The sequence below is a fragment of the Absicoccus porci genome (assembly GCF_003725415.1).
Lineage (GTDB): Bacteria > Bacillota_I > Bacilli_A > Erysipelotrichales > Erysipelotrichaceae > Absicoccus > Absicoccus porci.
Genome location: NZ_RJQC01000001.1, coordinates 331898 through 357475 on the forward strand (window position 1 = coordinate 331898; position 25578 = coordinate 357475).

At 37.0% G+C, this 25578-nt stretch carries 21 protein-coding genes, 1 CRISPR repeat array and 1 riboswitch; of the genes, 18 read left to right on the forward strand and 3 right to left on the reverse strand.

Annotation, left to right across the window (positions count from 1 at the left end; genetic code table 11):
* The first annotated feature begins 18 nt into the window (after positions 1-18).
* From EDX97_RS01770 to EDX97_RS01785, 4 genes are all read left to right on the forward strand, one after another.
* Entirely contained in the window at positions 19-1791 is a 1773-nt protein-coding gene (locus EDX97_RS01770) for a type I restriction-modification system subunit M (RefSeq protein WP_128519473.1), read from the forward strand.
* Positions 1792-3045 carry a restriction endonuclease subunit S gene (locus EDX97_RS01775; RefSeq protein ID WP_128519474.1) on the forward strand — a complete coding sequence of 418 codons (1254 nt, stop codon included), beginning with the start codon at positions 1792-1794 and terminating at the stop codon, positions 3043-3045.
* Positions 3046-6072, forward strand: a complete 3027-nt coding sequence (locus tag EDX97_RS01780) for a type I restriction endonuclease subunit R (RefSeq protein WP_128519475.1) — start codon at positions 3046-3048, stop codon at positions 6070-6072.
* A gap of 325 nt (positions 6073-6397) precedes the next feature.
* Positions 6398-6781, forward strand: coding sequence for a hypothetical protein (locus tag EDX97_RS01785; RefSeq protein WP_128519476.1), 384 nt, complete (start codon positions 6398-6400; stop codon positions 6779-6781).
* Between the two features lie 22 nt (positions 6782-6803).
* Here EDX97_RS01785 and EDX97_RS01790 read toward each other — a convergent pair whose 3' ends face one another.
* The gene (locus tag EDX97_RS01790) at positions 6804-8357 is read right to left on the reverse strand and encodes an IS1/IS1595 family N-terminal zinc-binding domain-containing protein (RefSeq protein ID WP_128519477.1); all 1554 of its coding nucleotides are present in this window, start codon (positions 8355-8357) and stop codon (positions 6804-6806) included.
* A 77-nt stretch (positions 8358-8434) separates the two neighbouring features.
* Positions 8435-8611 carry a ribbon-helix-helix protein, CopG family gene (locus EDX97_RS11645; RefSeq protein WP_183164226.1) on the reverse strand — a complete coding sequence of 59 codons (177 nt, stop codon included), beginning with the start codon at positions 8609-8611 and terminating at the stop codon, positions 8435-8437.
* 355 nt (positions 8612-8966) lie between these two features.
* Here EDX97_RS11645 and cas1 point away from each other — a divergent pair, with 355 nt between their 5' ends.
* The 14 genes from cas1 to EDX97_RS01860 all read left to right on the forward strand — a co-directional run bounded on the left by cas1 (position 8967) and on the right by EDX97_RS01860 (position 23875).
* On the forward strand, positions 8967-9866 hold the full coding sequence (cas1, locus tag EDX97_RS01795) for a type II CRISPR-associated endonuclease Cas1 (protein ID WP_128519478.1): 900 nt from the start codon (positions 8967-8969) through the stop codon (positions 9864-9866).
* A gap of 10 nt (positions 9867-9876) precedes the next feature.
* Positions 9877-10209 carry a CRISPR-associated endonuclease Cas2 gene (cas2, locus tag EDX97_RS01800; RefSeq protein WP_183164227.1) on the forward strand — a complete coding sequence of 111 codons (333 nt, stop codon included), beginning with the start codon at positions 9877-9879 and terminating at the stop codon, positions 10207-10209.
* Positions 10196-11083 (forward strand): hypothetical protein, encoded by an 888-nt coding sequence (locus EDX97_RS01805; protein ID WP_128519480.1) that lies wholly within the window; start codon positions 10196-10198, stop codon positions 11081-11083. The genes cas2 and EDX97_RS01805 overlap by 14 nt, the downstream gene beginning before the upstream one ends.
* A 34-nt stretch (positions 11084-11117) precedes the next feature.
* Positions 11118-12209: direct repeats of the CRISPR family, unit length 36 nt; unit sequence GTTCTTGAGCATCCCATTTATTGGTATTATTTGATC.
* Between the two features lie 131 nt (positions 12210-12340).
* Positions 12341-12421, forward strand: a riboswitch (ZMP/ZTP riboswitch).
* 116 nt (positions 12422-12537) lie between these two features.
* Positions 12538-14775, forward strand: a complete 2238-nt coding sequence (gene pflB, locus EDX97_RS01810) for a formate C-acetyltransferase (RefSeq protein ID WP_128519481.1) — start codon at positions 12538-12540, stop codon at positions 14773-14775.
* The gene (gene pflA, locus EDX97_RS01815; protein ID WP_128520011.1) at positions 14762-15499 is read left to right on the forward strand and encodes a pyruvate formate-lyase-activating protein; all 738 of its coding nucleotides are present in this window, start codon (positions 14762-14764) and stop codon (positions 15497-15499) included. Before pflB ends, pflA begins: the two co-directional genes overlap by 14 nt.
* Before the next feature lie 55 nt (positions 15500-15554).
* Positions 15555-16409: a patatin-like phospholipase family protein gene (locus EDX97_RS01820; RefSeq protein WP_128519482.1), complete on the forward strand. Its 855-nt coding sequence runs from the start codon at positions 15555-15557 to the stop codon at positions 16407-16409.
* Positions 16406-17149, forward strand: a complete 744-nt coding sequence (locus tag EDX97_RS01825) for an HAD family hydrolase (RefSeq protein WP_128519483.1) — start codon at positions 16406-16408, stop codon at positions 17147-17149. Before EDX97_RS01820 ends, EDX97_RS01825 begins: the two co-directional genes overlap by 4 nt.
* Complete coding sequence (locus EDX97_RS01830; protein ID WP_128519484.1) at positions 17146-17985, forward strand: aldose epimerase family protein; 840 nt, start codon at positions 17146-17148, stop codon at positions 17983-17985. Before EDX97_RS01825 ends, EDX97_RS01830 begins: the two co-directional genes overlap by 4 nt.
* Positions 17986-18010: 25 nt before the next feature.
* Positions 18011-18751, forward strand: coding sequence for a class B sortase (srtB, locus tag EDX97_RS01835; protein WP_128519485.1), 741 nt, complete (start codon positions 18011-18013; stop codon positions 18749-18751).
* Between the two features lie 29 nt (positions 18752-18780).
* Positions 18781-19857: an undecaprenyldiphospho-muramoylpentapeptide beta-N-acetylglucosaminyltransferase gene (murG, locus tag EDX97_RS01840; protein ID WP_128519486.1), complete on the forward strand. Its 1077-nt coding sequence runs from the start codon at positions 18781-18783 to the stop codon at positions 19855-19857.
* A 15-nt stretch (positions 19858-19872) separates the two neighbouring features.
* Positions 19873-20772 carry a UDP-N-acetylmuramate dehydrogenase gene (murB, locus tag EDX97_RS01845; RefSeq protein WP_128519487.1) on the forward strand — a complete coding sequence of 300 codons (900 nt, stop codon included), beginning with the start codon at positions 19873-19875 and terminating at the stop codon, positions 20770-20772.
* Between the two features lie 26 nt (positions 20773-20798).
* Positions 20799-21785 (forward strand): OCRE domain-containing protein, encoded by a 987-nt coding sequence (locus EDX97_RS01850; RefSeq protein WP_128519488.1) that lies wholly within the window; start codon positions 20799-20801, stop codon positions 21783-21785.
* A 59-nt stretch (positions 21786-21844) separates the two neighbouring features.
* A complete protein-coding gene (locus tag EDX97_RS01855; RefSeq protein ID WP_128519489.1) occupies positions 21845-22204 on the forward strand; it encodes an Asp23/Gls24 family envelope stress response protein in 360 nt (119 codons plus the stop codon).
* A 12-nt stretch (positions 22205-22216) separates the two neighbouring features.
* On the forward strand, positions 22217-23875 hold the full coding sequence (locus EDX97_RS01860; protein ID WP_128519490.1) for a DAK2 domain-containing protein: 1659 nt from the start codon (positions 22217-22219) through the stop codon (positions 23873-23875).
* 237 nt (positions 23876-24112) lie between these two features.
* Here EDX97_RS01860 and EDX97_RS01865 read toward each other — a convergent pair whose 3' ends face one another.
* Positions 24113-25498, reverse strand: coding sequence for an IS3 family transposase (locus tag EDX97_RS01865; RefSeq protein WP_128519491.1), 1386 nt, complete (start codon positions 25496-25498; stop codon positions 24113-24115).
* Between the last annotated feature and the right edge of the window lie 80 nt (positions 25499-25578).

The following is a 25578-nucleotide window of genomic DNA, read 5'->3' on the forward strand; positions in this document are numbered from 1 at the left end:
ACAAAGGAGATTTGATTTATGGATTACAACCCAAAGAATTTAAACCAACAGACTACAACAAATATCAGCAGACTTTCCAATATGTTCTGGAATATTGCTGATCTTATCAGAGATATATACAAGAGACATGAATACGGCAACGTAATATTGCCTTTGACCGTCATCAAACGATTCAATGATGTATTGGCACCAACAAAGCAGAAGGTTCTTGATACGTATGAAAACGTAAAGAACTTTGAAGTATATGATGGTTTTCTGAAGACAGCATCAGGATATGACTTTTATAATATCAGCCAGTTTGATTTCAATAATCTTCTGGATGATGCCGATCATATCGAGCAAAACTTCAAAGATTACTTGAATGGTTTTTCTGATAATGTGCAGGATATCCTTGAGAACTTCAAATTCGACAATGAGATCACGACATTGGCTGAACATGGTGCTTTGTATGAGATCATCAAAGAATTCAACAAACCAGAAGCTTATCTAGGAGCTGATAAAGTAACAACAGCGGACATGGGATATGTCTTTGAGGATCTAGTCAGACAGTTCTCTGAATCAACCAATGAAGAAGCAGGAGCACATTTTACATCAAGAGATATCGTGTATTTGATGTGCGACCTTTTAGTTGCAGAAGATGCTGAAACACTTAGAGAGAATGGTGTAGTCAAGACTGTATACGATCAGACCATGGGAACATCACAAATGTTGACATGCTGCGAAGAGCGTCTGAAGGCTCTGGATAAGAATGCACAGGTAAAACTGTTTGGTCAGGAAATCAATCCCTTCACATTTTCCATTGCAAAAGCAGACAGCTTGATTCGTGGTGCAGATGCCAATAATATGCGTCTAGGTGATACTCTTTCTGATGATAAATTCAAAGATTTCAAGTTTGATTATTGTTTAAGTAATCCACCTTTCGGAGTCAACTACAAAATTGAACAACAAGCCGTGAAGAAAGAATCAAAACAAGCAAATGGAAGGTTCACAGTAGGATTGCCTCGTGTTTCTGATGGTCAAATGCTGTTTGATTTAAATGGGCTTTCTAAACTAAAAGATGACGGCCGTATGGTCATCGTTCATAATGGATCATCATTATTCACTGGTTCTGCCGGCTCTGGTGAATCTGAAATCAGACGATATATTATTGAAAATGACTGGCTGGAAGCAATCGTCCAACTTCCTGAATCAGTATTCTATAATACAGGGATCACTACGTATCTCTGGGTAATGTCAAAGAACAAACCAGAATGGAGACAAGGAAAAGTGCAACTGATTGATGCATCTGGTATGAAAGTATCAAGAAGAAAAAACATTGGCAATAAACGGTATGATCTGACAGAAGAAGTAAGAAACATTATCACAAAGATGTATGGTGATTTTAAAAATGCCGAATATGATGAAAATGGACTTCATTGTGAATCAAAGATCTTTGACAATGAATATTTTGGCTATCAAAGAATCACCGTTGAATCACCACAAAAAGATGAAGATGGAAATATCATCACAGATAGAAAAGGAAATCCAAAAGCGGATTCAAAGAAACGTGACTATGAAAATGTACCGCTAAGTGAAGACATTCATGAATATTTCAATCGCGAAGTAAAGCCTTATAACCCTGATGCCTGGATTGATGAGAAGAAGTCAGTTATTGGCTATGAGATTCCATTTACACGCGTTTTCTACAAGTTCGTTGAGCCTGAAAGCACGGAAGATATCGCAAAGGAAATCAAAGCAGCTGAAAAGGATATCATGGAATCGCTGAATAAGCTTTTTGGCGAGGTGAATTAAATGGCAAGAGAAATGAAGGACAGTGGCATTGAATGGGTTAAACGAATTCCCAAAGAATGGCAAATTAGCTCAAACTCACATTTATTCTCTTTTGAAAAGAAAATAGTTGGTAATGAATGGACTAAAACACAGCTTCTTTCATTAACTAAAAAGGGGATTGTTACAAAAAATATAAATGACGAGGGTGGCAAACAACCTGAATCTTTTTCAACATATCAGCAAGTGCACAAAAAGCAATTGGTTATGTGTTTATTTGATTTGGATGTTTCTGCTGTTTTTTCAGGCGTAAGTAACTATGATGGAATGATATCGCCAGCTTATAAAGTATTTAGTATTAACCAATCTTTGCTTTATCCTAAATATATTGATTATTATTTTCAGGCAATATTTATTAATAGAAACTATGTAATGTATTCTAAATCGTTGCGAAAAACGATAGATACTGATAACTTTATGTCTATAAAAACCATTGTCCCCCCTCTTTCCGAACAGCAGAAGATCGCCGACTACCTCGATGAAAAGGTAAAGGAAATCGACAATGCTATTGAAAAGACAAAGGAAACGATTGAGCTGTATAAGAAATACAAACAGGCGATTATTACTGAAGCAGTGACAAAAGGACTGGATTTGAATGCGGAGATGAAAGATAGTGGTATTGAGTGGGCAGGAAAAATACCTGTTAATTGGTCGATTAGAAAAGGAAAATATATTTTAAATCTTTTGAATAGATGTGTTGAAGAAAATTCAGGCGTTGTAACCTGTTTTAGAGATGGACAGGTTACGCTTAGAGAAAATCGTCGTACTGAAGGATTTACCAATGCTGTTAAAGAAATCGGATATCAAGGAGTTAAACCAGGCGATTTGGTTGTTCATGGGATGGATGGTTTTGCAGGCGCTATTGGAATAAGCGATTCTATCGGGAAAATGTCACCAATAATTAATGTTTTAGATTCTAATCAAAATAAAAAATACTTAATGTATTATTTACGAAGTATGGCCTTTAAAAATGTTTTTTTGGCAACCGCAACAGGTATTAGAGAGCGCTCATGCGATTTAAGATGGAATAAACTTGCAAACCTGGAATATCTTATCCCACCTCTTCCCGAGCAGCAGAAGATCGCCGACTTCCTTGATAAAAAATGTATATATATTGATTCATTAATTGAGAATAAAAATAATCTATTAAAAGAAATTGAAAACTACAAAAAATCCCTCATCTATGAATACGTAACAGGCAAGAAAGAAGTGAAGTAAATGAATAATAAAGAAAAACGCTTTGAGGAAGATATCGAGTCTTCTCTTCTTAAATCAGGCTATGAAAAAGGCGATCTGAAGACGTATGACCGTGAAAGAGCTATTGATATGCCTAAGCTGATCACCTTTATCCGAAAGACTCAGCCTAAACAGTGGATACGATACACAAAGATATATGGTGATAGTTCCGAAAATAAATTATACAGACGTTTTCAGGATTCGGTGGAAGCAAATGGTCTTCTCTATGTGTTGAGACATGGTTTCAAGGATAGAGGTGTACAGTTTAAAGTATGTGCGTTTAAGCCAAACAGCACACTTTCTGATAAAGTCATGGCTGATTATGATGCCAATATTCTTGAAGTAACAAGACAGTTCAACTATTCGACTGAAAATGAAAATTCCATTGATATCGTTCTTTTACTGAATGGTATTCCTATCGTTGCACTTGAATTGAAAGACCAGCTTACTGGTCAAAGTGTTGCTAATGCAATGAGACAATGGAAAGAAGACAGAAATCCAAGAGAATTATGTTTTCATCGTGATTCCCGTTTTTTGATATACTTTGCCGTTGATCTTTATGAAGTAGAGATGACAACAGAACTCAAAGGCGATGCTACTTATTTTCTTCCTTTCAATCAAGGATCAAATGGTGCTGGAAATGTTGGTGGAGCTGGAAATCCAGAGAATCCAAACGGTTATGCTACTGCTTACTTGTGGGAGCATGTCCTTCAAAAAGATACACTCATGACGATCATCCAAAAGTTCATGCTGCATGAATTCAAGGAAACACTTGATAAGAATGGTAACAAGCATACTAGAGAACGTATGATCTTCCCACGGTATCATCAACTGGATTCAGTTACGAAGATGCTTGATGATGCAAAGAAAAATGGAGCCGGAAAGAATTATCTGATTCAACACTCTGCTGGTTCTGGAAAGAGCAACAGTATTGCATGGCTTGCTTATGGACTGTCAAACTTGTTTGACAGATATAATGAATCAATATTTCGTTCTGTAATCGTTGTAACAGATCGCCGTGTACTTGATTCACAATTGCAGGATACGATCTACCAGTTTGATCATGTCCGTGGCACAGTCGTCAAGATTGATAGAAACAAAACATCCAAGGATCTTCGTGATGCCATCAACAGCGGTGCAAAGATCATCATCACTACTCTTCAAAAATTCCCTGTCATCTTTGATCAGATTGAAGGAACAGAAGGCAAGAATTTTGCCGTCATCGTTGATGAAGCTCATTCATCACAGACTGGTAATTCTGCAAAGAAGTTGAGAGCTGCACTTGCTGATAAAGAAGCTTCACTAAAAGAATTTGCTGAGATGGAAGCAAAAACAGAAGCAGAAGTGAAAGATGAAGAGGATATCATCGTAGAACAGATGCTTGCCCATGGAAAGCATAAGAATCTAAGCTTCTTTGCCTTCACGGCCACACCAAAGCCTCAGACACTTGAGACATTCGGAACGAAAGATCCAGAAGGACATTTCAGACCATTCCATGTGTACAGTATGAAACAGGCAATTGAAGAAGGGTTCATTCTAAATGTTCTGGATCATTATATGACGTATCAAGACTGCTATAAGCTGGTCAATGAAACACCAGAGAATCCGGAAGTTCCTGTATCAAAGGCCGTCAAAGTGATCAAACGGTATGAATCGTTGCATCCATATGTATTGAGCCAGAAAGTTCCTATCATTGTCGAAACATATCGATCTATCACAGCTCATAAGATTCATGGCCGTGCGAAAGCAATGGTAGTCACTGCATCAAGACTTCATGCAATCAGATACTATCAAGAGATCAAGAAATACATTAATGAAAAAGGATACAAAGATGTAGATATTCTTGTAGCATTCTCAGGATCTGTTGAAGCTGATGGTGTTGAATATACAGAACCAGGTATGAATATACGTTCAGACGGCACTCATATCAAAGAAAATCAGCTGCCAGAAGAATTTGCTGGTGATGAGTATCAGATGCTTGTTGTTGCTGAAAAGTATCAGACTGGATTTGATGAGCCATTGCTTCATACGATGTTCGTTGATAAAAAGCTCAAAGGGGTCAAAGCAGTCCAAACATTATCCCGCTTAAATCGAACATATCCAGGCAAAAATGACACGTTGATCATTGATTTTGCTAATACGAAAGAAGATATTCAAGCAGCTTTTCAGCCATATTATGAAGAGACAACACTTGATAAGGCTGTCGATGTCAATTTGATCTATGACACCCAGACAAAGCTGAGAAACTTCAGACTCTATGATGATACGGATGTACAGGCATTTATTGATATCTACAAGAAGCAGCAGTCTGATACAGATCTTGGTAAAATTACCAGTATCTTGTTGCCTGTCATCAATGGATATCAGAAGCTTGCGGATGATGATCGTTTCATCTTCAAGAAGACGGTTCGAAATTACTGCAAATGGTACAGCTACATTACGACCGTGACAAAGATGTTTGATCGTGAACTCGAAGAGGAATATATCTTCTGTCAGTATCTGGACAAGTTGCTTCCATCTATCCATGATCCAGATATGGAAAATATTGAAGACAAGCTGAAACTTGACTATTTCAAACTTAAACAGACATATGATGGTGAAATTGAACTTGAAGAAAGTTCAGATGAAAGCGAATTGAAGAATCCAAAGAAAGTGGAAGTCAAGCCTCGTGATGAAAATGACGAAGAGCTGAATCAGATCCTCGATAATATTAATGAACATTATAATGGAATCTTCACAGAGCAAGATAAAGTAATTGCCACAACACTGATTCGAAAGGTGCAGGAAGAGGATCAGCTAAAGACATTTGCTCAAAATAACGACAAACAGGTCTATGTGCAGTCTATCTTCCCTGAGATTTTCAGCAAGATTGCACAGGAGTGCTATGTTCAGTCAATGAATGCATTCAAGAAACTATTCGAAAATAAAGAACTGTACAATGCAATCATGAATTCCATCGGAAAAGAATCATTCTACGATTTCAATAAACAAGGAAAAGCTGATGAGTGACATTATCAGCTTTTTGTTTGGCTTTTAATAAAAAACGTTCAAACAGGCCTATAGACGGCCAAAATAGTTTTCTTGTATAAATTTATCATGGAAAAGAAAACGAACGTCTATGACACTGTAACTGGGCTATTTTGCAATGGATCTACTTAAAAACGAAAAAATAGATAAAAGACGGAGATGCCGTTTAATATGTTGTGAGAGTTTTTTATGCCAATTCAGCATCTCCATTTTTACTATAAACAAGAAAAGTGAATTTTCCGTGAAGATTAAAGAAAAAATCGATTTTTTTCGATTGTGGTATTGGATATGCTACAATTCAGGTATCATGTATGATAAAAGTGAAATTCCATTGAAGAAGTATATACAGAAAAACATTGCCGCAATAGAATGGTATCGTCTTCGTACAGAACTGTTTCAATTCATGCAGACATGTATCAAAGAAGGCCATTTTAATGAGCAGGAGCAGACAAAATATGAACGAATGCTGGAAGATTTTACCCGTTTTGAAAATGCCTTCGAGGAGAATGACAGTTTAAATGATACATTCAAAGAAACAGTATTTGAAGAAGCAAGTCTGTTGTATGGTGTATATCATTACATAGGTAAATATCCGTATGAGAAAAAGAAAGAACATGCTTTGATCGAACTGATGGAAGAAGCACTTGATAAATGTAAAGAAATAGAGAGGATGTATTGGTCAATTGACTAATCCTCTCTTTTTTTATGATATTCTATTGGGAATCTTCATCTTGTGTAACATTCCAATCAGCAACCAGAGAGGCAATGGCGTCCTGTAGATCTGGTTGCTTCTCGATCTCTTTCATCAAATGCCATGTCTGTCCTTTTTTGGCTCCATAGAATTTATGCATACCACATTTTCTGGCAAGTTCTTTTAGCTGGCTGCAAGGAAGATTCTGCAAGAATTCTCTAGTATTGAAGTTTTCATTGAATGCTTCTGAAGTAAGGTAGTATTTGTAGCTCTTTTTCTTTCTTCTCGCTTGTTCTGTTTTTCGCTCCAGATTAGCGACATATTGGGCGGAAGTATGAGAGAAATCGTATTCTCTGCTTTGTAGATCTTTAACATAAATATTCTTCTTTGTTTCTAATATTTTCATGAAGATCTGTTCGGCGTCTTCTCTTGTGGATGGCAAAGTACCATGATCTGCTCTCCAGTTGGCTCTCATACATTCCCATGCGATCCATCCGTCCAGATTTTTGGATGATACATTCCGTTTTCCTGTACGAATATCAGCCTTTATCATATCGTGGAATTGATTGACACGAGCCAACGACAGGCTGTTTTCTTTCTTGATCTTACTGAACTGCTTGTATCCCATTGTGAAAGATCCATTGATCAGGATGTAGTCCAGTCGCTGCTCATTGTAGTATTTTTCGATGGTTGGCTCGTCTCCTTTACATTCTGCCAGCACATCAACATAATTGGAAGGTCTGACATAATGGAGAATATTGTTTCGCTTGCACCACTTGTCATAAAGTCCATTTGCATCAGAACAGAGATATGATACGCCGGAAAGATGAGGGGCGATGTATGCATTAAAATCTGTCGCTTTAGCAGCTCCCACTCCAACATATTTTGCAACCACATGACCACTGTGATCTACTGCACACATTACATTGTTCCATTCTGGTCCAAGAGATCCAAGCTTGCTGGCTGTTTTACGTTTTCTTGGTTTACGTGTTTCTTTTGGATGGATCGGATCTTTTAACTCTCTTGATCCCTTCTGAGCTTCATGAAATACTGTTTCATCGCATTCTACGACACCAGATAGTGTTGGCTTGCCTAATGCACGACATGCTTCAATGGTCTTGTTCTGCCAGTTGAGAATCGTCTGTTTTGTGATCCCAAAGAGCAGATAATCGGCTTCAAGGTTTTCCTTGATCATTTGTACAGATGCATTGTGAAACATCAGATGAATGACTTCAATCCATGCATCCCAGCTGTATTTCGTCTTTTCCAGGATAGTTCCAGTGAAATATGTGAAGCGATGCCCACAGTCTTGACATCTTAAACGTTGGACACCATTTTCTCTTCGACCATCAGACACGATCAAAGTAGAACCGCATTTTGGACATGAATGACCCATATCCATCTGTTTTAAATGTTCCTCAATGTTGATATTGTTGATTATAGACAACTGCTTTTTATAAGGTTCACGGGTGCCTTTTTCTTTGATAGCTTTGGTAATCAACTGCTGCAGTTCTCGATCGGTCATTGATTCTGTTGATTGCAGCATTTCTTCCAATGTCTTCTTCTTTGCCGTCATGATCATCGTCTCCGATCTATGTCTCTATTCTGTTCTATAGTATAGTATCAAAATTATATGTCATCATAGTTTAGATTTTATTGGTTTTTAGCATCATTGATGATCTTGTCATGCTGGTCAAGATATGAAGCAATGATGCGTTCCATTGCTTTTGTGCGAGCGAGTCCTGTCTTTTCGCAATAAGCGTCAAGTCTATTCAGTACATGCACATCCATTCTAATTGAGATCATCTTCCAATCTTTTCTTTTTTCCATAGTACATTCCTTTCTTTCTACTTTTATTATATCATCAAATGATTGACATGTACAGACATGTATATACAAAAAGATAAAATATTTTTATTTTTTCGCATCAAAAAAGTCTAAAAACCGGTGAATTGTTCAAAATGCGATGGTTAAAGCGTATCAACAACTTGAAAAAAATCTATCACCCGATTTTTTGACTATAGCTAGAAAAGAAAAATTTTCTTGGCAAATTTGCCGGGAAGTGATAAAATAAAATCGATCAAATAATACGAATTAATGGAATGTGGAAGAATAAGATTAATTCGAAAACTATCAGGAGTAGCTAATAGTGGCTACTCCATTTTTTTATTTATAGGTTATTACTATGAGTTGGAAAACGATAGTAATTGGTGCTGAGTGTAAAGTGTCATTGAATATGAATCGAATGAAAATTACGATGGGAGATGAATATCATAATATACCATTGACGGATCTAGACACGGTAATCTTTTCACATAATAAAACGGTTATCACAATTCCTTTGATTACAAAACTTATGGAAAATAATGTAAATATTGTTATATGTGACCAGAAAAATGATCCTGTAGGCGTATTTCAACCGTTCAATATGCATTCATTGGTATTCAAACAGTTAGATAAACAGATAAATTGGAAAATTACACGAAAGAAAAAATTGTGGAAAAAAATTGTGGAACAAAAGATAAATTCCGAGATACAGGTGCTTCAATTGTTGAAGGTGAAAGAGGCTCCTATTGATACCCTTAAACAATATAGAAATACAATCTATAATGATGATCAAACCAATCGAGAGGGAGCAAGTGCAAGAATTTATTTTTCTGCATTATTTGGAAAAGATTTCATTAGAGGAGATCCAGATGCAATAAATTTTGCTATGAACTATGGATATAAAATCGTCGCCAGTTATATTTCTAAATGTATTGTATCAAGAGGATTGATTACACAATTAGGTATTCATCATAAAGGTGAATCCAATGCATTTAATCTAGTTTATGATTTTATAGAACCATTTCGAGCAATCATAGATGCATGGGTTGCTGTAAATATTACAAATGATTTCACGATTGTGCAAAAACAAGAAATTATAGAAATATTGCAATGTAAGATATTTATCAATAACAAGTGGTTTCGATTAAATGATGCCATCGAAGACATGGTTGATGCATACATTGGTTTTTTAAATTATACTTCGGATCAATTGCTATTCTTTGATCTGAGTAAAGGTATTCTTTTTGATGATGAATAATTTTCGATTTATGAGATTATTAATATTTTTTGACTTACCAGTCAAGACGAAACCACAAATAAAACAATATCGTGAATTTATTAAATATCTTAAGAATGATGGATTTATCCGCGTTCAATATTCAGTATATGCGAAATTATGTATTAACAAAGATTGTGCACAAACTATTTCCAAAAGAATTCGACTGAACGCACCAGCGGAAGGTGATATTCGATATATGATCATATCCGAATTGCAATATCAACACATAACAAATATAAATAATACGCATAATCTTGATGAAAACATCACTACTGCTGATAGGACACTCATAATAGGAGGATTAAATAATGAAGATTCTTAATGGTTTGACAGGACATGTGTTTGTACTGCCGTTGGAGTCAGATGTAAACATTATAGCAACTCAAAATAATAAAGATGAGATGCTTTCTTGTTTAATTCAAGCAACTAATGCAAAAAGAAAATTGAAAGATTTGAAATTAGAAACAAATGATGGAGAACCCCTTGAATTAAAATTATCTCTAATCTATTTTCCATATAGTTCCACAAATATAGAAGCAAATTTGAACTTTAAAGCAAAGTCACAATTTTCTATAGAGCTGTCTGATTTTATTTCTCAAAATCCAGAAAAATTTCTTTCAATTGAAACCATACGTAATGGTATACATGATTTAAAAACAGATTCTGGTATTTATTCTTTTGAAAGAATTTTAACAACAGGATTAAATCATCATGTTTTTTTAGAGCTAAATGATTTTAAGATTGAATCTATTCTTGGAATGATGCAAATTGAGGATGATCAACTAACATTGAGTGAGAAATATGTGATGTTGTATAACTTAGAATTATTTGTTCATAGAAATGAATTAAAAATCGTTTATATTGATTTTCCAGTTGATGATGAAACAATTTATTGGATTGGTTGTCAAAGAAATGATGATACTATTTTTTTGATTGATAATGAAAGTATTAATGCAGATAATCTAATAAACCTCCTACCATGTAATTTTATTAAACTATCTTCTGTCGATTTTAAAGAAGACTATGAAATTGAGAGTCATGATATTCAATCCGTGTCCTACTTATTTCATGACTATATTCTCAATAATATTAACCAACAAACAGAAAAAAATATTCGATTCTTAAACCAATTTAGAGATAAAAATACAACTTTTTTGCTAAAATTCAATGACATAAAATACGCTGAAGTCCTATAAATAAGGCACATTATGTGATAGAATAAGCTCAGATGTTCTTGAGCATCCCATTTATTGGTATTATTTGATCTTCGATCATCGAGGATAAAGAGACCGAGCGGTTCTTGAGCATCCCATTTATTGGTATTATTTGATCCCGACCGGATAAGTATATCCAGTGGAATCCGTTCTTGAGCATCCCATTTATTGGTATTATTTGATCTCTTCACATGGAGATTCCTTTTTCTGTTAAGTTCTTGAGCATCCCATTTATTGGTATTATTTGATCCCTTGGTGCTCATGTTGATGATGGCATGCTGGTTCTTGAGCATCCCATTTATTGGTATTATTTGATCCAACATCGTTGTAATTGACCCCCTCGGAATGTTCTTGAGCATCCCATTTATTGGTATTATTTGATCGAAAATTCTATAAATTCGGATAAAGATTTTGTTCTTGAGCATCCCATTTATTGGTATTATTTGATCGGCAATATATGGATACAATGAAAGCACGCTGTTCTTGAGCATCCCATTTATTGGTATTATTTGATCACACCAACCTCATTGATGAGCTGAGACTCGGTTCTTGAGCATCCCATTTATTGGTATTATTTGATCTTCTTGCCCTTTTTTTGTGCTTCCTAGCCAGTTCTTGAGCATCCCATTTATTGGTATTATTTGATCCGCAACGGCACGTATTTCTGAAATTGTAGGGTTCTTGAGCATCCCATTTATTGGTATTATTTGATCAATGACATGTCTATGAGTGCTACGTACACGGTTCTTGAGCATCCCATTTATTGGTATTATTTGATCACAGACCTGGCCAATGGAACGCTGCGTCCTGTTCTTGAGCATCCCATTTATTGGTATTATTTGATCCTCAGGATGCACTTCATTATGGCATGAGTTGTTCTTGAGCATCCCATTTATTGGTATTATTTGATCCCATTGCTATTGATGGCAATCAGATTATCAGTTCTTGAGCATCCCATTTATTGGTATTATTTGATCAAACATGGCTAAGAGGTATAACCTTATTAGTTCTTGAGCATCCCATTTATTGGTATTATTTGATCTAAAAAGACAAAAGATCATAGATGGTATTTGTTCTTGAGCATCCCATTTATTGGTATTATTAGATTATGACTTGAGCAGGTGAATTATCAGCATAAATTAATTTTATATCATTTAATGTTTATTTATCTTATACAGATGTTTTTAAAAATGATACTTTTTTAGTTGACAATTCATCATTCTTCTTGTTAAAGTGTCATTGTACTTATACGACTGACGGAATTGTGGAGCTTACCACGTGAAGTATAAGAGATTATAGCCGACCGTCTGGGCAATTTTGTCTGGAGGTACGGCTTTTTTTGTATCTCTGGGAAGAAAGGAGTATATGAGTTGACAGTGGAATTGTTATAAGTTAGTCTTAACTTATCAATAATGTTCTATTCAAGGAGGTACAATATGAGAACAGAATGGAATGGATTTACCGGAACAAAATGGCAATCAGAAGTCAATGTTCGTGATTTTATTCAAAATAACTACACACCCTATAATGGGGATGAATCTTTTTTAGAAGGCCCTACTTCAGCAACTTCACAATTATGGTCTGAACTACAAGCTCTACAAAAAGAAGAACGAGCCAATAAAGGTGTTTTAGACATGGAAACAGATGTTGTTTCTTCCATCACCGCGTATCCAGCTGCGTATATGGATAAATCTTTAGAAAAGATCGTTGGTCTACAAACGGATAAACCACTAAAACGTGCCTTTATGCCATATGGCGGTATTCGTATGAGTGAAGAAGCTTGTACGACTTATGGATATAAGCCAAGTGATAAGTTACATGAAATCTTCACCAAATATCATAAAACACATAATGATGCGGTTTTCCAAGCGTATACACCGGAAATGAAATTATGTCGACATAATAAGATTCTTACCGGTCTTCCTGATACGTATGGTCGTGGTCGTATTGTGGGTGACTATCGACGTGTTGCCTTGTATGGTATTGATTTCTTGATTGAAGAGAAGAAGAAAGATCTTGCTCGTTGTGGCGCAGGTAATATGATCGATACCGTCATTCGTCAACGAGAAGAATTAGCGGATCAAATTCAATCTCTAAAAGATATGAAGACAATGGCTGCCGATTATGGATTTGATATTTCCGTACCAGCAAAAAATGGCTTGGAAGCAGCTCAATGGTTATATTTTGCGTATCTAGCTGCCATTAAGACACAGAATGGTGCAGCTATGAGTGTGGGTCGTATCTCTACTTTCTTAGATATTTATTTCGAAAGAGATCTTGAAAATGGTACATTCACCGAATCTGAAATTCAAGAAATTGTCGATCATATGACCATGAAATTCCGTATGGTAAAATTTGCGAGAATTCCTAGTTATAATCAATTATTCTCTGGGGATCCAGTTTGGGCAACATTGGATGTGGCAGGTCTTGGCCAAGATGGCAGAAGCCAAGTTACCAAAACTTGTTTCCGATTCTTGCATACCTTAGAAAATATGGGACCAAGTCCAGAACCAAACTTGACTGTTTTATATTCTTCACGCTTGCCAGAACCTTTCAAGAAATATGCAGCAAAGATCTCCGTTTTAACAAGCTCTATTCAATATGAGAACGATGATGTCATGCGACCTATCTGGGGTGATGACTACAGTGTATGCTGCTGCGTATCCGCTACTCAAACTGGAAAAGAAATGCAGTTATTCGGAGCGCGTGCCAATTTAGCAAAATGTTTATTGTATGCGATCAATGGTGGTGTGGATGAAAAGACCGGCATGCAAGTAGGACCGGAATATCAACCAATCACTAGTGAATATTTAGATTACGATGAAGTGATGCATAAATACGATCTAATGATGGATTGGCTAGCTAAAGTCTATGTCAATACCTTGAATTTGATTCATTATATGCATGATAAATATTATTATGAAGCCGCACAAATGGCTTTGATCGATACCGATGTACGACGCACGTTTGCGACCGGTATTGCTGGCTTTAGTCATGTCGTTGATAGTTTAAGTGCTATCAAATATGCCAAAGTCAAAGCCATTCGTGATGACAAGGGAATTGCGAAAGACTTTGTGATCGAAGGGGATTTCCCACGTTATGGTAACGATGATGATCGTGCCGATGATATTGCGGTATGGTTGTTGAAGACATTCATGAATAAAATTCGTCAATACCATACGTATCGAGATAGTGAACCAACTACATCGATCTTGACGATCACTTCCAATGTCGTTTATGGAAAAGCAACGGGTACTTTACCAGATGGACGTAAAGCTGGCCAACCATTATCACCAGGTGCCAATCCTTCCTATGGAGCTGAAAAGAATGGCTTGTTGGCTTCATTGAACTCGGTGGCAAAAGTGCCATATGAATATGCATTGGATGGTATTTCCAATACGCAAACCATCAATCCAGGTGCACTGGGTCATAGCGATGAAGAGCGTGCTGATAATTTAGTCCATGTGTTAGATGGTTATTTTGATCAAGGAGCACATCATTTGAATGTGAATGTATTTGGTGTTGAAAAATTAAAAGATGCGATGGAACATCCAGAAAAAGAAGAATATCAAAACTTCACGATTCGCGTTTCGGGTTATGCCGTCAAGTTTATTGATTTGACACGCGAACAACAATTGGATGTCATTTCTAGGACGTGTCATGAATCACTATAAGGGAAGCATTCATTCGATTGAAACTTTTGGTTCGGTCGATGGACCAGGTGTTCGCTATGTGATCTTTATGCAAGGTTGCCATATGCGTTGTCAGTTTTGTCACAATGCGGATACATGGAAAGAAATGCCACCAACTCAATTGGCTTCGGATGTCTTAAAAAAAGCATTACGATATCGTCCTTATTGGAAAGAAGGGGGCGGTATTACCGTAAGTGGTGGTGAACCCCTCCTCCAAATTGATTTTCTGATTGAACTTTTCACTCTTGCTAAACAAGCAGGTGTTCACACAGCACTGGATACTTGTGGACAACCATTCACAAAAGAAGCACCATTCTTTTCAAAGCTTGAACAATTGATGAAAGTGACCGATTTGGTTTTATTGGACATCAAACAAATCGATGAATCAAAACACAAAACGCTGACCGGATGGACCAACACCAACATCTTGGAATTTGCACGATATTTAGATGCCATCCATAAACCCGTTTGGATCCGCCATGTTACGGTTCCTGGTATCAATGATAGCGATGATGAATTGAAACGATTGGATGCGTTCTTGTCCTCCTTACACAATATAGAACGCATAGAAGTATTGCCCTACCATACATTGGGTGCCTATAAATGGAAACAACTAGGTATGGATTATCCTTTGGAAGGCATAGAGCCACCGAGTCAAAAACAAATTCAACATGTGAATGAAATGTTACACACACAAAAGCGATGAATCTTCATCGCTTTTTACTTATTTATGTTAGAATGATAAACAATGAGGTGAGAGTATGTATCAAAAAATGGGACTTGTTGTAGAAGGTGGTGGCACCAAAGCAGCCTATACAGCAGGTGTTTTAAAAGCATTTTTACAAGAAAAAATATATATACCATATACAGTTGGAATTTCTGCCGGTTGTGAGATGCTCGCAAACTATGTATCTAGACAACCCTATCGTTTAGAAGTTTCCGGTGTGGAAGCAACCAGTCAGCCCATGGTCTTTGGTTTAAAAGCCTATCGAAAAGAAGGCTCATTATATGGTTTGGAAACCACCAATGCCTTCATTGAGTCCAAAGAAAAATTAGATCTTGAAAAATTTTGGTCTTCTTCTTCCAAGATGGATTTTGGTCTATATAATTTAGATACTCATCAAGTCGAATACTTTGATAAAAGCCATTTGGATGAGTCACAAACTTTGATGATTGCTAGTTGTGCTTTATTGCTTTTGGCACATCCTTATGAATTTGAAGGCCAACGTTATATGGATGCGGGTCTTCGTGACATGATCAGTATCGAACAAAGTCTGCGCCAAGGCAACGATCGGCATATCGTGATTTCCACCAAAGAAATTGGGTATGTTCGTAAACCAGCACCAAAATGGCAATTACGACTGGCTAAACATGTCTATCATGACGATGTGATCGTGGAAGATCTAAAAAATCGTCATCTTCGTTATAAGGAACAATGGGATAAAGTCGATCAATTGGAAAGAGAAGGAAAAGCCATGGTCTTGCGTCCGCATAAAGATCTCGGTGTGACACGGTATACCACATCTGAAAAAAAATTACGTCCTTGGTTCCAATTGGGATTTGATGAAACGATGGAACGCATGGACAAGATCAAAGCGTTCTGTGAAGTCGAATGAAACCAGCTTGTTTCTTTGATGTAGATGGCACATTGTATGCCCATCCCTTTCATGAAGTTTCACAAGAAACGATTGGTGCTTTGCATGCATTAAAAGATCATGAATATTTTCTGGCTTTGAATACCAGTCGATCAAAAGAGGAATTAGCTCATGTGCCTAGTTCGTTAATGAATATTGGCTTTGATGCGTATATCTTGGATGGTGGCGCATCCATTTATGATCGATCCATGCATCTACGATCAGCTACACCGATTGATGACCAAATTGTTTCATCGATTGCGACATATTGTGAAAAGCAACAAATCTGTTGGCGATACAGCAGTGTTTCTGGTTCGTATTGGGGTAATTCCTATATCACATCGTATATGAAAGAGGCGTATTGGCAATTATATTTTCTGCGCATGGATGTTAAACCATGGAATGGCGAAACCGTCTTCAATATTATGATGGAATCCAATGATCGTTCTTTAGCTTCGGATTGTACAATTACTTTATTTCCTGGCTGTATGGAAATCCGAGCAAAACAAACGGATAAATGGACAGGTATCCAACAACTTTCTTCTTTATCGCCCATTCTATGCTTTGGAGATGGTGATAATGATGTTTGTATGCTGGAAAAAGCCGATATTGGCATTGCGATGGCCAATGCCAGCCTAGCTTGTAAGCAAGTTGCAGATGTGATTTGTGGATCAGTTCATGAATCCGGCATTGCCACATTTGTGAAGGAGTATTTAAAATGAGTTATGTTTTAGAAAATGAATATTTATATTTGGAATGTATCGAAGCTGGTGGTGAAATCCAACATTTGATCAATAAACAAACCCAAGAAGAAATCATGTATCAAGGTGATCAAGGTTGGGGTGGTAAAAATCCAACGTTGTTTCCTATGGTTGGAAATACTTATACAGGATCTTATGTGATTGATGGCAAGACTTATTCAATGAAAAATCATGGATTGATTCGTTATGCGACTTTGCAAGGTAAACAAGAAAAAGATCGATTGATTTTTTCTTTAGATGCGAATGATTCTACGTTGAAACAATATCCATTTTCTTTTCATTATGAAATTCAATATCAATTGATCAAAAACCAAGTAAAGATTCAGTATCGAATTGAAAACACCGGATCGAAGGATATGCCATTTGGTTTTGGTTTACATCCTGGTTTCCAATTACACGATACCTTTTCTTCGTATTTCTTATCTTTTGATGGAAATACCAACTTGGAACAACTACATATGTATGAAACGCCGTCTCATTGGGAAAAAGTAGAAACAAAAGGATGGCAACTGAATCGACAAGATTTAGAAAAATACAAAACTATGATTTATCGTGGTCTACAAAGCCAAACATTAACGTTGATGCATAAGGATGAAAAGGTATTACGTTTGCATGTAAGTGATTATCCTTTTTTAGCTATTTGGTCCAGTCCGACACCATCGGATTTCATTTGTATTGAACCATGGTGGTCTCATGCGGATTATGATCCCAATACCAAGGATTTCTACCATCGCGAAGGAACCAAGATCTTAAAACCAAATGAGGCATTCTGTCCTAGCTATACGATTGAAGTGTAACTAGAAAGTGTTGTACAATTGAAATATGAAAAAATGGATCTATCGAATTATCATGCTTGTTTGTATTTGTGTATTTGGATACAGTGCTTTCCATCTCTACCAAATTTATAGTGACAAGCATCAAGTTGAACAAGAAACTCAAACCTATCAAAAAATGGCGACAAGTAGTAAGGATAGTCAAGTGTTGAATCCAGATTGGGATGCTCTCCAACAATCGGCTCCCGATATCGTAGCTTGGTTATATGTACCGGGTTGTGATATTAATTTCCCAGTTGTCCAAGGAAGTGATAACTCGTATTATTTGGATCACACGACGGGTAAACAATCCAGTCCGTATGGCTCGATTTTCTTGGATTACAAGGCGAATAATCAGTTTATGGATGATAACTCCATTATTTATGGTCATTCGGTCGAAGGTGGCGGTATGTTTACCAATTTAAAGAATTTCACGGATGAAAGTTTCTTTAATAAGCATGATTGCTTCTATTTGTTGACGCCAAATGGCAATTATAAATGTACGATTTATACATTTGCTAAAACAACCGATTCGTCGAGTTTCTATACAACGGCATTTGGTTCATATCGAGATGAAACATTAGCCAAATGGGTAAGTGATGCCATGTATAGTCGTGCGGTTGATACAACATCGACTCATTTTGTATCTTTATCGACTTGTAACTTGGATTATGGTTTCCATTCCAATCAGCGATATGTGCTGACAGGAGCTATGGAAGCTTGGACAGATCCAATTACCGTAAGTGATTGATTTGTGGTATAGTAATGTAGGTTTACGTTATGAAAATTTGTATTGTGACTGGAGGTACAGGCGGACATATTTATCCAGCTGTGGCATTGGCAGATACGTTCCGTCATTTGTATCCTCAATGTGAAATATTATTTATAGGAAATGATGACCGGATGGAAGCCCAAGTGATTCCGTCCTTAGGTTATCAGTTTTTGTCGTTACATACATCCGGATTGGTTGGCAATGCTTTTCAAAAAGGGAGAGCTGTGGGCCAATTGGTAGTGGCACGTCAAAAAGCCAAGGGATATTTGCGCGAATTTGGTCCAGATATCGTGATTGGATTTGGTGGTTATGTGAGTGCACCTGTTATGATGGCAGCTTGCAGTTTACATATTCCAACAATGATTCATGAACAAAACTCCATTGTGGGTCGTTCCAATCAATTGGTGATGAATCGTGTCGATGCGATTGTAACGTGTTATGAAAAGTGTGAAGAAGTATTCCCTAAAAACAAAATTCATTTGTTGGGAAACCCACGAGCAACGATTGCCCAAAAGGCACCGTTAGATCAGGCATACTATGATTCTTTAGGCCTGGATCCTAAGAAAAAGACGATTTTAGTGATGATGGGGTCATTGGGATCGAGCAGTGTCAATGCGCTGATGAAAGACGCATTGGGAAGTGTGGATACAACTTCTTTGCAGTTTTTATATGTGTGTGGAAAAGATAACAGTAAAGATATTCATATGTTTGATGACGTGAAAGATATTCACGTTGTAGATTATGTAGATACATTAAAAATATATAAAAAGATGGATGGATTGATTTGTCGTGCTGGAGCAACAACCATTGCCGAATTAACTGCATTAGGTATACCAGCTATTTTGATTCCATCGCCATATGTGGCAGCCAATCATCAATACTACAATGCACGACAGCTTGTAGATCGACATGCTGCTTATATGATAGAAGAGAAGGATCTGAATGCGGATACCTTATCTCAAACAATCCAAACTTTATTTTTAGATCCGGCGGAAATGGCTGAAGTGTCTAAAAATGCGCGGAAATTGGGTAAACCACAAGCCGCATACGATATGATTTCTTTGTGTGAGTCTTTGATAAAATAGAAAAGAGGCCCCCGAATGTCAATGATCGAACGTTTAGAAACCTATGCGAATATTAAAACAAATGAACCTATGAGTAAACATACAACTTATCATGTAGGTGGTAATGTTGATTATTATATATATCCTGACAATTTTTTATCGTTGATGCGTGTAATCAATATATTGGAAGAAGCCAATATTCCATTTTATACAATTGGTCGTGGATCCAATATCTTATTTAGTGATAAACCATTTCATGGTGCCATTATTAATTTAGATCGCTCATTGAATGACTTCTATTTTGAACCCGACGGAACGTTGGTTTGTCAAGCCGGATGTTCCATTATCAATATTTCTGTGGAAGCTATGAAGAAAAAACTGACTGGCTTAGAATGGTCCAGTGGAATTCCTGGTTCCGTAGGCGGTGCATTATATATGAATGCCGGTGCCTATCGAAGTGATATGAGCCATGTGGTACAGGATGTACTCACCTTGCGAGATGGTCGAATTGAATGGATTGATCAAGATGAATTGGATTTTGGCTATCGCCATTCGGTCTTTCAAAAACATAAGGATTGGGTCATTTTAGGTGCTCGTTTACAGTTGCATCCCGGTGATTCGGAAGAGATTCGTGACTTGATGAATTCACGTCGTCAACGTCGTATGAATACACAGCCTTTGGATAAACCTTGTGCTGGCAGTGTTTTTCGAAATCCAGAATCGATTCCGGCATGGAAGTTGATTGATCAAATGGGGTATCGAGGCTATCAAATTGGTGGTGCGCGTGTATCGGATAAACATAGCAATTTTATTGTGAATGAAAACAATACCGCAACAGCAAGCGATATTCGTGATTTGATTCAGATGATTCGTCAAGAAGCAAAAGAGAAATATGATATTTCCTTAATTACAGAAGTGGAGCAATTAAATTGGTAACTCGTTGGCGCCGATGGCTAAGAGACATGTCGCTCAAAACATGCATTCTTTTAACTGTCTTAGTGATGGCTTTAACTTCTTTTGGTGTATATTATTTTTCCTTTGATGCGTTGGCACATGTTTTAAGTTGTACGGGAAATTATTATTTGACTGATTATCAGATCTATAGTTTAGCAGGGATTAGTTATCAATCTCGTATGTGGCTTGTGCCTTCTATGGTCTATGAAAAACGGATTGAAAAAATGCCGTTAGTTGAAGATGCTTCTGTGCAAAAAGAGCGAAATGGACGATTATTGATGCGTGTGCAAGAGAAAGTTGTGATTGGTTATTATACGAAAAATAATCAATACTATATGTTGACCATTGATAATGAATCCATTCCAATCGAAAAGGCATATATGAAGACAATTGTGCATTTTCCTCTATTGAATGGGTTTAGTGCTGCACAACGAAAAAAGATTTGTGCTGTTTTCAAAAAGAACGAGAAAACGCTGACACGAGCGGTTATTGAAAAGATTGCGGAAATGGTTCCTTATAAAACTTCTTTTGATAAAAATATGATCAAAATGACGATGCAAGATGGAAATGTGGTTTATACATCCATCAGTTCTTTGGTCATGATGGCAAAGTATCAAGCGATGTTAACTCGTCTGGAAGGTAAGAATGTATGTCTATTATTGGATGGAACCAATGATGCGATTGAAAAGATTGATTGTGATGAATTGAATGGCAAGAAAACTTCGAGCTCATCATCTAAATCGTTGAAGAAAACAGATACGAAACAAGAGAGTTCAACGGATACACAAAGCAGTGATCAGACAACTACACAAGATACGACCCAAGATACAACCAGTCAAGATACGACAACCACAACAGATGATTCTGGTCTTGTATTGGATGAATCAACTGGTCTTTACTACGATTCAACAAGTGGCTACTACATGGATCCGTATAGTGGTACCTATTATGTATGGGATGATACAACACAATCTTTACAGCCACTTTCGGAATAATTTGTCTTAGTTTACAGAAATAGGTATAATAAGGATTGATATAAGAGGAGGGTAACTCTATGCCAATTAATAAATCAACCGAATATGGAAATATTTCCATTTCATTAGATGCGATTGCCTCTTTAGCAGGAGGTACAATTACGGAGTGTTATGGCGTTGTCGGTATGGCAAGCCAAAAAGTCGTTCGTGATGGTTGGGCTGAATTATTGAAAAAGGAAAACTATTCTCGTGGTGTCATCGTGCGCCAACAAGAGAATGGATTGGTATTGGATCTATATATTATCGCCCTACAAGGAATCAAGTTGGGTGAAATCGTACAAGAAGCGCAAAAACGAGTGAAGTATGTGATTGAAAAGACCTTGGAAATCAAAGTGGAAGCGGTCAATATCACGGTGCAAGGTGTACGAGTAGCCAAGTAGGGAGTTAGAATGATGGAACAAATTAACGGACAGAGTTTAAAAGAAATGTTACGTTCCGGTATGAACAATTTGAAAAATCATTCCGCACAAATTGATGCGTTGAATGTTTTCCCCGTACCGGATGGTGATACAGGAACAAATATGACATTGACATTTACCAATGGAGTAAAAGCCGCATTGGATGTCAACGAAGATCATGTTGGTCACATTTTAAAAGCTTTATCGCGTGGTTTATTAATGGGTGCCCGTGGTAACTCAGGCGTTATCACTTCACAGATTTTCCGTGGGATTTATCAAGCTTTAGAAGAAAATGAAACAATGGATGCGATGCAGTTGGCACATGCGTTGGTCAATGGATCACGCGTGGCTTATCGTGCTGTCATGCGTCCAGTCGAAGGAACGATTTTGACCGTTGTTCGTGAAGCAGCGGATTATACATATGCTTATACGGTAACAGAAGAAGTCAAAGATTGTACCGCTGTTATGGCAAAGATGATGGAAGAGGCCAATGCATCGTTAGAGCGTACACCGGAATTATTGCCAGTATTGGCAGAAGTTGGTGTTGTTGATAGTGGTGGAAAAGGTCTATGTACTATTTTAGAAGGTTTCCTATTAGCGATGGAAGGCAAGCCAGTTGTTGCTCAGGAAATTCAGGCCAATGAACAAGCTGCCCAAACCAAAGTCGATAATGATGGCGAAGGCGAATACGGTTTCTGTACCGAATTTATCTTGCATTTAAGTGAGACGGGTAAGAAGAATTTCTCCGAAGAAGGTATCCGTGATGAATTGGCTTCCATTGGTAATTCATTGGTATGTGTTCAAGATGATGATTTGGTTAAAGTGCATGTGCATACGCTTGAACCATATACAGCTTTGAAAATGGGTCGTCGACAAGGTAAATTTGTCAAGATCAAAGTAGAGAATATGCAGCAACAACACGATCATATCGTGGAATTGGAAGAAGCCAAAGAATTAGAAAAAGAAATCGAAACACCACAAAAGAAAGCAGAACATAAGACATATGCGATCATTACTGTAGCACCTGGTGCAGGTATTGATGAAATGTTTAAAGAATATCGTGCCGATGTTGTGATTGGTGGCGGTCAAACAATGAATCCAAGTACAGAAGATTTTGTATCAGCTGTCAATCAATTGAATGCGGATCACATCTTTATTTTGCCAAACAATTCCAATATTGTTTTGGCAGCCCAACAAGCCAAAGATGTTTGTGAAGGACAAGACATTCATGTCTTGCCAGCAAAGACGATTCCACAAGGATTATCTGCTTGTATCATGTTCAATCCTGATGCCGATTTGGATACGAACTTAAGTGAAATGCAAGAAGCTATTGACCATGTGAAATCTGGTGAAGTTACCTATGCCATTAAAGATACGACGTATGAAGGTCGGGCCATCAAGAAAGGGGAATACATGGGTATCTATGGTAAAACCATTGCTGCCAGTGTTCCAGATTGCATGGAAGCTAGCAAGAAATTGTTGGATACAATGCTAGATGATGATAGTGAACTGGTTACGTTGATCTATGGTAAGGATACAACGGAAGAACAAGCGAACGAATTAGCAAACTACATTGAAGAAAACAGTGATGCCGAAGTTGAAATTCATGAAGGAAAACAACCGGTATATCCATTTATTATTGGTGTAGAGTAGGGCATGGCAACATGCTCTTTTTTTTGGTTATATGACAAGTCAACTAGGGTATGATCAAGTAAGAAGAAAGAAAGCAATAAAAAGAAGTGAAAAACGGGCAAGTAATAATTTATTACTCGCTCGTTTTTAGTCTAATGGTAAGTCTAAAAAATTTAATATTAAACAAAAGCATATGAATTTTATGTTGATATACTCAACCAATAGGGGGGTGCGGACAAATTCTTGGACCTTGTTATTTCAAATTAGTCCCAGACTTTGCCTGTACTCCATAGGGCTCAAATAGCCCAACGATGCCTTTATTCTTTTGGTATTGTACCATATGATATAATCATTGATAATCTCTACAAACGTTTCAATTGTTACACCAACAAAATTTCGGCCATAAAACATCTCATTCTTCATCCTGCCAAAGAATCCTTCACATGCCGAATTATCCGGTGAGCAACCTTTCTTAGACATGCTTCTGGTATATCCATACTTATTCATTCTATTAATCCATCCAGGCCATCGGTAATGACACCCCCGATCGCTATGAACTATTGGTTTCTCATCTTCTTTTAGCTTAGAATGATAATCATCCAACATGCTATTGACCAAATCTGCATTAGGGTTGCTACTTACTGTCCAACTTGGTATCATTCCATCAAAACAGTCTACTATTGGTGAAAGATATACTTTTCCTGCAGGTATTGAGAATTCTGTGATATCTGTCAGCACCTTTTCATTGGATTTTTCTGAATGAAAATCTCTATTGATAATATTCTCTGCCGCTTCACTTATTTCTCCTTGATAGGAGCTATACTTCTTGTGTTTTCTGACTTTTACTACTAGATTATTATCTTTCATGATTTGTCTTACGATTTTTTCAGATACAATGATATTATCTTTTCTCAGTAGTGAATGGATCCTTCTATAACCGTATCTTTCCTTGTTTTCTTTGAATAATTTAATAATTTTTACCTTTATTGCCTCATATTTATAAGGTGATTGTTGTATCTTGTGCTGATAAAAGTAACTGCTCTTGGATATCTGAAGTTTTGCAAGAAGCAGGGACAATGCATATTTATTCCTTAGGGCATCGATTATCATTGTCTTCTCTGCGTTTTTCAGTCTTAACAGATCGATGCCCTGATCTTTTTTTAATATTTCTATTGTCTGTCTTAATATATCGTTTTCTAGCTCCAGATCTCTTATCTTAGCTGCCAGTTCAATATTATTATCGGAACCCTTATCAGCATCTTCATTAACGATCAAAGCTCCTCTTGGCAAATCTTTCTTTTTATTCATTATCGCCGCTGCACCTCCAGATAAATACAGCTTTCTCCAACTATAAATACTCGTCCTTGAATATCCGTATTCTTCTGATATTGATTTTATGTCTTCTCCTTCTTCAAAGCAACGGTGAAGTATTTCAAGTTTTATTTCTAATGATGGATGACGCCTGTGCCCTGGTGAATCTGTAGCATCATATTTCTTGCGTTTCTTTTCGATATCTCGATTCTTGATCCAAGTATACATATTTTGTCTGCTTGGATATCCGAGTTTATGAATTACCTTAGCTATCGATCCAGTTTCATCATACAATTGAAGTGCTTTCTTTTTCTCTTCCTCCGTAAACGACATTTTTCTTCCTCCCTGTCATCGTCGGTCCAAGAATTTGTCCGCACCTCCTATCCCTCAACCTTTACAAATATATTAAAAGG

Bases quoted from the DNA above. Each gene is read 5' to 3' on its own strand.
- EDX97_RS01830 (WP_128519484.1), top strand. From the start codon at position 17,146: ATGAGTTATGTTTTAGAAAATGAATATTTATATTTGGAATGTATCGAA.
- EDX97_RS01805 (WP_128519480.1), top strand. From the start codon at position 10,196: ATGAAGATTCTTAATGGTTTGACAGGACATGTGTTTGTACTGCCGTTG.
- EDX97_RS01780 (WP_128519475.1), top strand. From the start codon at position 3,046: ATGAATAATAAAGAAAAACGCTTTGAGGAAGATATCGAGTCTTCTCTT.
- EDX97_RS01775 (WP_128519474.1), top strand. From the start codon at position 1,792: ATGGCAAGAGAAATGAAGGACAGTGGCATTGAATGGGTTAAACGAATT.
- pflB (WP_128519481.1), top strand. From the start codon at position 12,538: ATGAGAACAGAATGGAATGGATTTACCGGAACAAAATGGCAATCAGAA.
- EDX97_RS11645 (WP_183164226.1), bottom strand. From the start codon at position 8,611: ATGGAAAAAAGAAAAGATTGGAAGATGATCTCAATTAGAATGGATGTG.
- murB (WP_128519487.1), top strand. From the start codon at position 19,873: ATGTCAATGATCGAACGTTTAGAAACCTATGCGAATATTAAAACAAAT.
- EDX97_RS01790 (WP_128519477.1), bottom strand. From the start codon at position 8,357: ATGACGGCAAAGAAGAAGACATTGGAAGAAATGCTGCAATCAACAGAA.
- EDX97_RS01770 (WP_128519473.1), top strand. From the start codon at position 19: ATGGATTACAACCCAAAGAATTTAAACCAACAGACTACAACAAATATC.
- EDX97_RS01855 (WP_128519489.1), top strand. From the start codon at position 21,845: ATGCCAATTAATAAATCAACCGAATATGGAAATATTTCCATTTCATTA.
- pflA (WP_128520011.1), top strand. From the start codon at position 14,762: ATGAATCACTATAAGGGAAGCATTCATTCGATTGAAACTTTTGGTTCG.
- EDX97_RS01860 (WP_128519490.1), top strand. From the start codon at position 22,217: ATGGAACAAATTAACGGACAGAGTTTAAAAGAAATGTTACGTTCCGGT.
- srtB (WP_128519485.1), top strand. From the start codon at position 18,011: ATGAAAAAATGGATCTATCGAATTATCATGCTTGTTTGTATTTGTGTA.
- EDX97_RS01825 (WP_128519483.1), top strand. From the start codon at position 16,406: ATGAAACCAGCTTGTTTCTTTGATGTAGATGGCACATTGTATGCCCAT.
- EDX97_RS01850 (WP_128519488.1), top strand. From the start codon at position 20,799: ATGTCGCTCAAAACATGCATTCTTTTAACTGTCTTAGTGATGGCTTTA.
- cas1 (WP_128519478.1), top strand. From the start codon at position 8,967: ATGAGTTGGAAAACGATAGTAATTGGTGCTGAGTGTAAAGTGTCATTG.
- cas2 (WP_183164227.1), top strand. From the start codon at position 9,877: ATGAGATTATTAATATTTTTTGACTTACCAGTCAAGACGAAACCACAA.
- EDX97_RS01785 (WP_128519476.1), top strand. From the start codon at position 6,398: ATGTATGATAAAAGTGAAATTCCATTGAAGAAGTATATACAGAAAAAC.
- murG (WP_128519486.1), top strand. From the start codon at position 18,781: ATGAAAATTTGTATTGTGACTGGAGGTACAGGCGGACATATTTATCCA.
- EDX97_RS01820 (WP_128519482.1), top strand. From the start codon at position 15,555: ATGTATCAAAAAATGGGACTTGTTGTAGAAGGTGGTGGCACCAAAGCA.
- EDX97_RS01865 (WP_128519491.1), bottom strand. From the start codon at position 25,498: ATGTCGTTTACGGAGGAAGAGAAAAAGAAAGCACTTCAATTGTATGAT.